The following is a 10,247-nucleotide window of genomic DNA, read 5'->3' as shown; positions in this document are numbered from 1 at the left end:
GAATTGCCACGATCATGTCGTCCTTGAGCGGAATGCCGCAGATCGTCGAGTCCCGGGCCCGCTCTACAGCCACGATTGCCACGGAACCTGGATCAAAGCCGCCGTTGGCACGGAAGGCGCAATTGAATTCAGCCAGATCGAGCGCCCACTTGCCGTGGGACTGGATTTGCCGGAGGCGCGACGGCATTTGCCCTGGCGAAAGCCTGTCAACCTTCACGGGCAGCCCAGAGGCGGCATCGCCGAGCGCGTCTGGGCCAAGTTGCACGTCCCTGTGCGAAGTCGTTGGAGGCCACGCGCTCAAAAATGCGTCCTTTGCGCAAAGTGGATATCACAACACTTGTATTAGGTGTAGCTTAAACGCAAATTGCGCGAGATCAATTCGCCGCAAAATATCGCCGACTCACGGCTCTGGGGACGATGGACGAAGCAGATCTACTTATTGGGGAGGCGCCAGGCGTCTTGGCCGTACGCATCGCGTTGACGGCGTCAGCATCGCACGTTGGATCAAAGGCAATTTGACAGAGGGCAGGACCTGAGACGGCGCGGGACATGATGCGGGCGCGCACGCGCCGGCTAAGTATAGCAAATCGAGGAGCACCTTGAGGGGATGATCGTGAAAAGATTTCGTTTGGTAGCCTTGGGAACGGCCGTGATATCGGTACTTTGTGCCGTTGACGCATCTGCGGCGGACATCGCCAAGCAGCGGGATGAGGGCTGGACGTTCACTGTCGCCCCGTATCTCTGGGCCTCGGGAATCAAGGGCGAGAGCGGAGTCTTCGGATTTCCGCCTCAGGATGTCGATGTGAGCTTCAGCGACGTGCTGCACCACCTTAAATTCGGCTTCATGGGGCTTACGGAAGCTCGCAACGGGCCTTTCACAATCAGCACGGACATAGTGTACGCCAAGCTCGACGCCAACATAGGCACCCCGAAGGGAATCCTCGCGTCCAACATTGATGCGACGGTGAGCACTTTCATGGGTACGGCGCTGGGTGGTTACAGCGTTTACTATCAGGATGGGACGAATTTCGATCTTGTCGCCGGTGCCCGCCTCTGGTCGGTCGACAACAGTTTCGACTTCCACGGAGGTGTGCTGGATGGCAGGTCAGCGAGCGACGGCGATACGTGGGTCGATCCGGTGATCGGCGCCAAATTCAAGGCCGATGTCGGTGACGGGATCTACTTGGCTGGCTGGGGCCTCGTCGGCGGTTTCGGCGCAGGGTCCAAGTCAATGTGGGATGTGATGGGAGGGGCCGGTTATCAGTTCAACGACAAGATGTCGATTTTCGTCGGCTATCGGGCCGTGCACGACAATTATAGCCACGACGGCTTCGTGAACAAACTCACTCAGCAGGGTCCGATTCTGGGGCTCACTTATCAATTCTCGCCAGCCCATCCGGGATAATAGCGGATTGAGATGACGTGGTTGGTTCTCTGCGGCGCCTGCATTCGGTATTGGGCTGCTGAGCGATGGCGGAGCCAGGCATCGCCCGCCGGCGTTCGACGGCGCATTTCTGCAGCCGGCGGTAAAATGGAATTCCGTTCCACAGCACGATCGTATCGGCAATGGTCTGCACCAGCAGACTAGAGTGGATTGGCAAGGCGCTTACGGTGGGCCAAGGCGCCCAGGCAAGCGAAAGGTGACGTGCGCTCGGGGGCGCGTCTGAGCCGCCCGCGTGACGAGCCACAGCAAAGCATCTCCCGGGACGGCGACGCAGGTCAGGACGCCAAAAAATGCCTCCTTTGCGCAAAGTGGATAGCGGCACGGTTCTATTAGCAATAACTTAAGCGAAAACAGCGCGAGGCCAAATAGCGCGGAAATACCGCCGACGCACGGCGAGTGGGGAGCATGAACAGGCAGGGCTATTCGCAGGTGTGCGCAGAGGACATTGAGCGCGCCGCAGCAACGGCAGCGGCAGACGTGGGTGCTGAGCCGCCGCGCCTTTGGATTCCAGGCAAATGATTGGCGCCAGAACACCAGACGCGCCGCGGTATTGAGCAGAACGGCGTGAATTAGCAGAGCAGGGGCATAATATGAGCAACGATCGAGACTTCCCGGCCGAAGCCGGTGCAACCAACAGAATCACGCGACGGGACGCTTTGATGGGCGGCACTGCGGCTGCGGTTTCGCGATTTGCAGCACCTGTCGGCCTTTCCGGCGCGCTCGCCGGCCTTGCGGGCGTCCAGACGGCGGCGGCCCAGCCCTCGCAGCCGAACATCGTCTTCATCGTTGCGGACGATCAGGGATGGAAAGACGTCGGCTATCACGGCTCGGACATCAAGACGCCCAACATCGACAAGCTTGCCGCGGAAGGGACGAAGCTCGAAGAATATTACGTGCAGCCGATGTGCACACCAACGCGCAGCGCCCTCATGACCGGCCGCTATCCGCTGCGCTATGGCATGCAGGTTGGCGTTGTCCCCGCAGCGGGAACCTATGGCCTTCCGCTCGATGAGACACTTCTTTCGCAAATCCTAAGAGACGCGGGCTACCAGACGGCGATGAGTGGCAAATGGCATCTCGGCCATGCCAAGACGGACTACTGGCCGAAGCAGCGTGGATTTGATTCATTCTACGGGGCGACGGTCGGCGAGATCGACCATTTCAAACATGCATCGCATGGTATCGCGGACTGGTACAGGAACAACAAGCCGATCAAGGAGCCGGGCTTCGACAACACGTTGTTCGGTCAGGAAGCTGTCCGGGTCATCAACGCTCACGATCAGAAGAAGCCGCTCTTTCTCTACCTCGCTTTCACCGCGCCCCATACGCCATTCCAGGCTCCGAAGGAATATCTCGACCGATATAAGAACATCGCCGACGAGAACCGCAGAGCCTATGCCGCAATGATCTCGGTGATCGATGACGAGATCGGCAATGTCGTTGCCGCCCTTGAGAAGAAAGGGATTCGCGACAATACCCTGATCGTCTACATGAGCGACAACGGTGGCGTCGTTAACTCGATGTTTGCGGGCGACTCGAAGGTGGGTGGCAAGCTGCCTGCGGATAACGGCCCCTATCGCGAAGGCAAGGGCACCCTCTATGAGGGCGGCACCCGCTCGGTCGCCTTCATGAACTGGCCCGGCAAGGTCAAGCCTGGCGTCTTCAATGGCCTCATGCATGTCGTCGACATGTTGCCGACACTGGCTGGGCTGGCCGGCGCCAAGCCTGGCAAGGATAAACCGCTGGACGGCGTGGATATGTGGCCGGCCATCAGCGAGGGCAAACCTTCGCCGCGCACAGAGATCGTCTACAATGTCGATCCGATGGCCGGTGCGGTGCGCGAGGGCGAATGGAAATTGTTGTGGTCGGCAACGTTGCCGCAAAAGATAGAGCTGTTCGATTTGTCGCAGGACAAATCGGAGGCCACTAACTTGGCTGATAAGTATCCTGATAAGGTCAAGGTGTTGCAGGCAAGGATCACCGAGCTCGCAGCCCAGATGAAACCCCCGCTGTTGCTTATGGAGGCAGTGCGGCTGACCTACTTCACGCCGCTGGTGACACCAAGCCCGGAGGAAATGTTCGCTGCGGGGGATTGAACGGCGGATGCGCTCTGCCGTTCAGACGAGACCAGCCGATGACTGAAGCGCGACCTGCAGCAAAGCCAACGGATTCGTCAAACGCCGATATGCTTTGGATCCCCGGCGGCGAATTCCTGATGGGCTCAGACAGCCACTATCCGGAAGAGGCGCCGGCGCATCGCGTCGTCGTCGGCGGCTTCTGGATGGATCGCGCGACGGTCACGAATGCCGAGTTCAGCCGCTTCGTCGAGGCCAGCGGCTATGTCACGCTGGCCGAGCGTCCAGCGAATGCCGCGGACTATCCCGGCGCCAGTGCAGAATCATTGGCGCCGGCTTCCGCCTTGTTCGTGAGGCCTTCGCGCGGCATCGATCGCAACAATCACTATAATTGGTGGGCTTACGTCCGTGGCGCGAACTGGAGGCACCCACGCGGCCCCGCCAGCGGGCTGAAGAGGCTCGACAGCCATCCCGTCGTGCACATCGCCTATGAGGACGCGGAAGCGTATGCGAACTGGGCGGGGAAGGCTCTGCCGACCGAGGCCGAGTGGGAGTTTGCCGCGCGCGGCGGGCTGGAGGGCGCCGAATTCGTTTGGGGCGCCGAGCTGACGCCCGGCGGCCAGCATATGGCCAACACCTACCAGGGCGAGTTCCCTTTCCGCAACGATTGCGAAGACGGCTACGAATGGACTGCGCCCGTCGGCTCGTTTCCGGCAAATGGCTACGGGCTCCATGACATGGCCGGCAATGTTTGGCAGTGGACCACCGACTGGTACCAGGAACATCGCCGGATCGAGAGCCCTTGCTGTACGATGGAAAATCCGCGCGGCGGCGAGCGTGAGGCGAGCTTCGACCCGCTGACACCCGACATCAAAATTCCACGCAAGGTGACCAAGGGCGGGTCCTTCCTGTGCGCCCCCAGCTATTGCCGACGGTACCGGCCGGCCGCTCGCATGGCGCAGCCCGTGGATACGTCCACTTGCCACCTGGGTTTTCGATGCATCGCGCGTCCGTCATGAGAGGAGGGCGCAGCGCCCTCCATGGGCATCGCGGCGCCGGGAGGTCCAAACCGGCGCGCTGGCGGGTTGCAGCAGCCATATCGGCCATATTCCTTACGCTCACGGCGTGCGGAACTGGACCCGAAGGGGTTCTGGCGCCGATCCCCGCGAGCTTGGTTTCGCCGGCGGCATCGGATGTGACGATGTTGGTCGCGACCAGCCGCAAGCCTTCCGGTGACCCGGCGACCTTGTTCACGGGCGAGCGCAGCCCGGCGCTTTCGTTGACCGACCTGACCATCTCGATTCCGCCGAACCGTGCGCCGGGCACGGTCGAGTGGCCGAAAAAGCTGCCGCCAAACCCCCAAAAGGATTTCGCGGTTCTTGCCGCAAGAAACCTGTCGGTTCCCGAGGCTCACAAATGGCTGCATGCTCACAATTCGAACGGCCATGTTCTCGTCTTCGTGCATGGCTTCAACAACCGGTATGAGGACTCGGTCTTTCGCTTCGCGCAGTTCGTGCATGACTCGCGGGCGAACGTCGTGCCGATTCTCTTCACATGGCCGTCGCGCGCCAGTGTGCTTGGCTACAACTACGACAAGGAAAGCGCGAATTTCTCGCGCACTGCGTTCGAGCGGAATTGAAGGCCTTGGCCGACGACCGCAGCGTGACCGACGTCACCGTCATGGCCCACTCGATGGGCACCTGGCTGGCGATGGAATCGCTGAGGCAGATGGCGCTGGAGGATGGGCGCGTTTCGCCCAAGATCAGGAACGTCATCCTTGCGTCTCCCGATCTCGACGTGGATGTCTTTGGTCGCCAGTGGACCGAGCTTGGGCCGAAAAAGCCGAAGTTCACCATCACCGTCTCGCGGGACGACCGGGCGCTTGCCGTCTCGCGCCTGATTGCGGGCAATGTCGACAGGGTGGGGCAGGCCGACCCGTCGAAGGAGCCGTACAAATCGAAGCTCCAGGCAGCTGGAATAACCGTGCTTGATCTGACCGACGTAAAGACCGCAGATCGCTTGAATCACAGCAAGTTCGCTGAAAGTCCGGAGATCGTCCAATTGCTCGGCGCGCAACTTGCTTCCGGCCAGACCTTGACGGATTCGAGAGTGGGGCTTGGCGACGAACTCGGCCTTGTGGTTGCCGGCACGGTCGACACGATCGGCAACGTCGCGGCAAGCACGGTCAGCGCGCCCGTCGCGGCCATTGAAGGAAAAACGAACAACGCCCCGCCAGATGAGCTCGAGACGATCCTGAAGGGCGATGCGACGACCCAGTGATCGTGTTAGGTGGCGTAAACGGCGGGGCGATTGGGAGGTGACCTGCCTTCAGCGCCCGAGAGGCTGGATTCTGTTGCCCCTTTTTGCAAGCCAGACACGATGAACAACCGGCTGCCGCCCGCCTGGTCCAAACACCTGAAAGATCCGTCGGGAAAGAGAATTCCACAACCCAAGACCGGACAGCCGAAAGCAAGGCCGCTATCGATCGCGCGCGACGCTCTCCATGCGCGCGATAACGCGTGGCGAAGGCCCGAAACCGCCTTCATTGGCGCCGATGCGGGCGCGAAAAGGCCGCCCGCCTCGCGCTCCTGCGCCTCCGGCCCGACGAACGGCACAGTGGTGGGAAGCGCACCGATGATCGGCGCGAGGGAAGGGCGCTGGCGCATGGCAATGGGCTTGGTTGAGAAAGGGGGCTTCTTGCTAGCGTGGGCGGGGAGTGGGTGCAAGTTGTCGAAAGGGGCAAATAGCGCGGGTCCGTTGCCGGTTGCACCACGGCTGGATTCCCGCGCCTCTTTTTGTTAGCGAGGCGGGATGAATAACCGACCGCCCCTGGCTGGTCCAAGCATTTGAAGAGCGGACCCGCGCCAAAGCAGACTGTAAAACAGCCAACACTCAAGCAGCCGAAGGCGAAGCCGCGTATGCAGGCCAATGAAATGTTGCTGGAACTTCAGCTGGCGGGCAGGTTGCCCGAGGCCGAGGAACTGTGTCGTCGCGTTTTGGCAAGGACGCCCGAGCACCCGATGGCTTTGTACATGTTGGGGACGCTGGGACTGGGCGTCGATGATAAGTTGTCCATCAAATACCTTGCTCGGGCGGTCGACCAGACGCCACTCGACCCATGTTTCCACTTCAGTTTGGGCGATGCTTATCTGACGGTTGGCGAACACGCACTTGCCATCAGGCACCTGCGGCGCGCTTAAGGCACCGCGGGTCTTCACCTCGCAACCAAATGAAAAACCCGGCGATCGCCCGCCGGGTTTCGATTTCGATCAGGCGACGCCTGTTAGAACGAGCGCTGGAAGCGGAGCAGACCGCCGACGCTGTTCTTCTTGTCGGCGCCGGTGAAGTTGACGACGTCGGCACCCGAAACCCAATCATCGAACTTGCCGAAGTGATCCCAATCGACTTCGGCCGTGACCGTGAAGCCGGGTACGATGTCATAGGCGACGTTCGCCGCCACGCCATAGTTCTTGTCCTGATCACCCGACACCTGGAGATTGAACGAGGTCTTCTCGTTGAACTTGTAGGTGCCGCCGGCCCAGAATGCCCAGTTGCCGCCCCAGATTTTATAGAAGCCGCGACCACCGGCCCCGATGGCATAGGTCGGGTCGTTGAGGTTGTCGTCGCTGCCATAGCCGAACATGCCGAACAGCGACAGTTCGTTGGTGACATTCACATCCAGGCGAACCTTGCCGGCAACTTCCTCGTAGTTGCTGTCGTAAGCAACGACGCCGGTGATGGCGCCCCACCCTTGAGTCCACTTCACGCCGCCGACGACATGCGGAACGTAGCTGTCGATCGTGCCGACGACGCCCGAACCTTCTTCCAGCGAGACCACGGCCGAGAAGCCGTTGCCGGCGTCGAAATAGTACTGGACGACGTTGGTGTCGAAGTCGCCATAGGGGACGATCGTATCCTGGATGACGTTGCCGGCGTAGCCGATGAACGTATCGAAGGCTGATTCGTCCTTACCGACGCGGAGGCCACCGAGCTGGATCCAGGCGAAGTTCAGCGAAACGTTCTTGTTGCCGGCAGGATTGCTGTTGAATTCATCCGCTGCCGTGGTCGGATCGTCTGCCGATGGGTAGCCGTTGCGGTTGCCGAAGTTGAAGCGGGTCTCGGTGTAGGTCTTCAACGTGCCGAGCTCGGTCTCCTGGCCGGTCCAGGTCTTCAGCGTGAAGCGGGTATTCTTGTAGAAGGTGCTCTGCTCATCGCCGTCCTCATGGTCGAAGGACTTGGCGCCGTCGAACGAGCCGACATCGCCGACGCCGATGTCGTAACGGACATAGCCGCCGACGCGCAGGCAGGTCTCTGTGCCGGGGATGTAGAAATAGCCCGAGCCGTAGACGTCGCAGATCTTGACGTATTCAGCCGGTTCCGGCTCGGCGACGGTCACAGCGTCGGCGGCGCGGGCGCCCGAAACTGCGATGAGGGCCGCAGCTGAGCCGAGAAGAAGGCTCTTGATGTTCATTTTCTGACCTCCAGTCAGAATCGGATGGAAGCGATGCGGACTTTCGATCGGAATTATGGGCAATGCCTTGTTATTGCGCACTTTTTCGCCCCCGTGCGGCGGAACGAGGGGCGTCTGCCGGGTGATTGCGAGTACGGTTTCCGGTCTACGAGGGCGCTCCAATGAAGGCGCCTCTGCTGGCTAGAAAAGGCCGCATAAGTCACGATTCGCCACGTCTGGGCCGATGCGATGCCGATGCTCCACCGCTTTCCCAAGTTGCCGGCCTAACGATTTTTCGGCGATTATGGCGCCGGCTTGTTGATTGTGCCCACGCTTTTCTTTATCCAGCGGCGCGACGGAGAGGTGGCCGAGTGGTCGAAGGCGCTCCCCTGCTAAGGGAGTAGAGGTCAAAAGCTTCTCGTGGGTTCGAATCCCATCCTCTCCGCCATCCTCCCCTGCGCTGTGCGCAACAAGCTTCCCTTCGCAAGGCGATTCTGCGGCAAGAACCGGACAGAGCGACTCGCCGGGACGCCGCAATTCAGCCGGCCGATCGCCGGATTCGCCTGGATTCGAGCGTCTCGCGGGCCTCGATGGTTAACGAGAGCTTTCGGAGTGAGGCCAAATCGTGTCATTTGTGCAACAACATCCGGGGATAGCGTCTGGATCGGGCTTTCGCCGATACGATCGTGGTTGAACGCCGCCGCCGCCTGGGTAAAGGTCACGTTCGAAGGAGCGGCGCGGTGCGCATCTTTTTCGGTAGTGGGGATGGGGCAGGGAACGCTGTCCTTCAGCAAAAAATACCCAGACCCGTTTTTTAACTTTTGACTGGAGGTCAGAAAATGAACATCAAGAGCCTTCTTCTCGGCTCAGCTGCGGCCCTGATCGCAGTTTCGGGCGCCCGCGCCGCCGACGCGGTGACCGTCGCCGAGCCGGAACCGGCTGAATACGTCAAGATCTGCGACGTGTACGGCTCGGGCTACTTCTACATCCCCGGCACCGAGACCTGCCTTCGCATCGGCGGTTATGTCCGTTACGACATCGGCGTCGGCGACGTCGGCTCGTTCGACGGTGCGACGTCCGCTGATGTCGAGGACGGCGACAGCAACGACACCTTCTACAAGAATGCCCGCTTCACGCTGAAGACCTGGACCGGCCAGGAGACCGAGCTCGGCACGTTGAAGACCTACACCGAGACCCGCTGGAACTTCGGCAACCGCAACGCCGATCTTGGTGACCCGACCAATGACGATTATGGCCCCAATGCGGCCTTCAACAAGGGCACGTCGCTGAACTTCGCCTGGATCCAGCTCGGTGGCCTGCGCGTCGGTAAGGACGAATCGGCCTTCAACACGTTCATCGGTTATGCCGGCAACGTCATCCAGGATACGCTGGTTCCCTACGGTGATTTCGACACCAACGTCGTCCAGTACTACTTCGACGCCGGCAACGGCTTCTCGGCCGTGATCTCGCTCGAAGAAGGCGCGGGCGGCGGCACGGACGGTTCCTACGGCGTGGGCACGATCGACAGCTACGTTCCGCATGTCGTCGGCGGCGTGAAGTGGACGCAGGGCTGGGGTGCCATCACCGGCGTTATCGCTTACGACAGCAACTACGAAGAAGTCGCCGGGAAGGTTCGTTTGGACGTGAACGTCAACGACGCCATCTCGCTGTTCATCATGGGCGGCTATGGCTCCGATGACAACCTGTCGGATCCGACCTATGCCTTCGCAGCTGGCGGTCGCGGCTTCTACAAGCAGTGGGACGAAAACTGGGCAGTGTGGGGCGGTGGCACCTACAAGTTCAACGAGAAGACCTCGTTCAACGCTCAGATCTCGTATGACGAAGGTGAGAACCTCGGCATCGCCGCCAACATCGCCTACGACATCGTTCCCGGCTTTACGGTTACGGCCGAAGTTGACTACGTCAATGCAGGCAGCATCGGCGAAGCCGATACCCGTGGCACGAACCACAACTGGACCGGTATTTCTGCTGGCGAAGACGACGCCATCGGCGGTCTCCTCCGCTTCCAGCGCTCCTTCTAAGGGCTGGACCGCAACTGAAATCCGGCCCGGGCGTCTCCACGCCCGGGCCGTTTTGTTTTCGCGATTGGTCGAAGCAAACGAAAGGATGGGGGTGAAACGGTAAGCTGATCGGGTCTGTGGAGCGACTTTGTGGGATCCGCCACCGGCGGATGTGGTTGGCCGCAAGATTCGAAAACTCTTGAAAGGACATCTCCGAACGGTTAGGGCTGAAGGCTTAACCACAGGGGGTGTGGCTA

7 protein-coding genes, 1 tRNA gene and 2 pseudogenes are annotated in these 10,247 nt (G+C 60.7%); 7 read left to right on the top strand and 3 right to left on the bottom strand.

Annotated elements, in window-relative coordinates; translation table 11 throughout:
- Positions 1 to 187: hypothetical protein (locus EOA24_RS15605; protein ID WP_133374524.1), on the bottom strand; the 187-nt coding region annotated here is incomplete at its 3' end.
- Positions 188 to 607: 420 nt separating this feature from the next.
- Between EOA24_RS15605 and EOA24_RS15600 the strand changes: the two genes are divergently transcribed.
- From EOA24_RS15600 to EOA24_RS15585, 4 genes and pseudogenes are all read left to right on the top strand, one after another.
- Positions 608 to 1,405, top strand: a complete 798-nt coding sequence (locus tag EOA24_RS15600; RefSeq protein ID WP_126078335.1) for a hypothetical protein — start codon at positions 608 to 610, stop codon at positions 1,403 to 1,405.
- 629 nt (positions 1,406 to 2,034) lie between these two features.
- A complete protein-coding gene (locus EOA24_RS15595; RefSeq protein ID WP_126078334.1) occupies positions 2,035 to 3,540 on the top strand; it encodes an arylsulfatase in 1,506 nt (501 codons plus the stop codon).
- Between the two features lie 89 nt (positions 3,541 to 3,629).
- The gene (locus EOA24_RS15590; RefSeq protein ID WP_245467159.1) at positions 3,630 to 4,538 is read left to right on the top strand and encodes a formylglycine-generating enzyme family protein; all 909 of its coding nucleotides are present in this window, start codon (positions 3,630 to 3,632) and stop codon (positions 4,536 to 4,538) included.
- 182 nt (positions 4,539 to 4,720) lie between these two features.
- Positions 4,721 to 5,736, top strand: a pseudogene (locus EOA24_RS15585) (alpha/beta hydrolase); the annotation flags it as partial.
- Between the two features lie 267 nt (positions 5,737 to 6,003).
- Here the strand turns inward: EOA24_RS15585 and EOA24_RS43035 are convergent.
- Positions 6,004 to 6,185: pseudogene (locus tag EOA24_RS43035) on the bottom strand (pyridoxal phosphate-dependent aminotransferase); the annotation flags it as partial.
- Positions 6,186 to 6,437: 252 nt separating this feature from the next.
- On the opposite strand from EOA24_RS43035, the gene EOA24_RS15575 reads away from it, so the two are divergent.
- Complete coding sequence (locus tag EOA24_RS15575) at positions 6,438 to 6,719, top strand: tetratricopeptide repeat protein (protein ID WP_126078331.1); 282 nt, start codon at positions 6,438 to 6,440, stop codon at positions 6,717 to 6,719.
- Between the two features lie 83 nt (positions 6,720 to 6,802).
- Here EOA24_RS15575 and EOA24_RS15570 read toward each other — a convergent pair whose 3' ends face one another.
- Entirely contained in the window at positions 6,803 to 7,990 is a 1,188-nt protein-coding gene (locus EOA24_RS15570) for a porin (protein ID WP_126078330.1), read from the bottom strand.
- A gap of 336 nt (positions 7,991 to 8,326) precedes the next feature.
- Here EOA24_RS15570 and EOA24_RS15565 point away from each other — a divergent pair.
- Both EOA24_RS15565 and EOA24_RS15560 read left to right on the top strand, forming a co-directional pair.
- A tRNA-Ser gene (locus tag EOA24_RS15565) sits at positions 8,327 to 8,417 on the top strand.
- A gap of 391 nt (positions 8,418 to 8,808) precedes the next feature.
- Positions 8,809 to 10,011 (top strand): porin, encoded by a 1,203-nt coding sequence (locus EOA24_RS15560; RefSeq protein WP_126078329.1) that lies wholly within the window; start codon positions 8,809 to 8,811, stop codon positions 10,009 to 10,011.
- The last annotated feature ends 236 nt before the right edge of the window (positions 10,012 to 10,247 follow it).

Source organism: Mesorhizobium sp. M2A.F.Ca.ET.039.01.1.1, assembly GCF_003998035.1.
GTDB lineage: Bacteria > Pseudomonadota > Alphaproteobacteria > Rhizobiales > Rhizobiaceae > Mesorhizobium.
This window is presented reverse-complemented; position numbering and strand designations above follow the sequence as displayed.

What these genes read in the sequence shown, in the direction of transcription:
- EOA24_RS15600 (WP_126078335.1), top strand. Translation starts at nt 608, where the DNA reads ATGATCGTGAAAAGATTTCGTTTGGTAGCCTTGGGAACGGCCGTGATA.
- EOA24_RS15595 (WP_126078334.1), top strand. Translation starts at nt 2,035, where the DNA reads ATGAGCAACGATCGAGACTTCCCGGCCGAAGCCGGTGCAACCAACAGA.
- EOA24_RS15590 (WP_245467159.1), top strand. Translation starts at nt 3,630, where the DNA reads ATGCTTTGGATCCCCGGCGGCGAATTCCTGATGGGCTCAGACAGCCAC.
- EOA24_RS15575 (WP_126078331.1), top strand. Translation starts at nt 6,438, where the DNA reads ATGCAGGCCAATGAAATGTTGCTGGAACTTCAGCTGGCGGGCAGGTTG.
- EOA24_RS15570 (WP_126078330.1), bottom strand. Translation starts at nt 7,990, where the DNA reads ATGAACATCAAGAGCCTTCTTCTCGGCTCAGCTGCGGCCCTCATCGCA.
- EOA24_RS15560 (WP_126078329.1), top strand. Translation starts at nt 8,809, where the DNA reads ATGAACATCAAGAGCCTTCTTCTCGGCTCAGCTGCGGCCCTGATCGCA.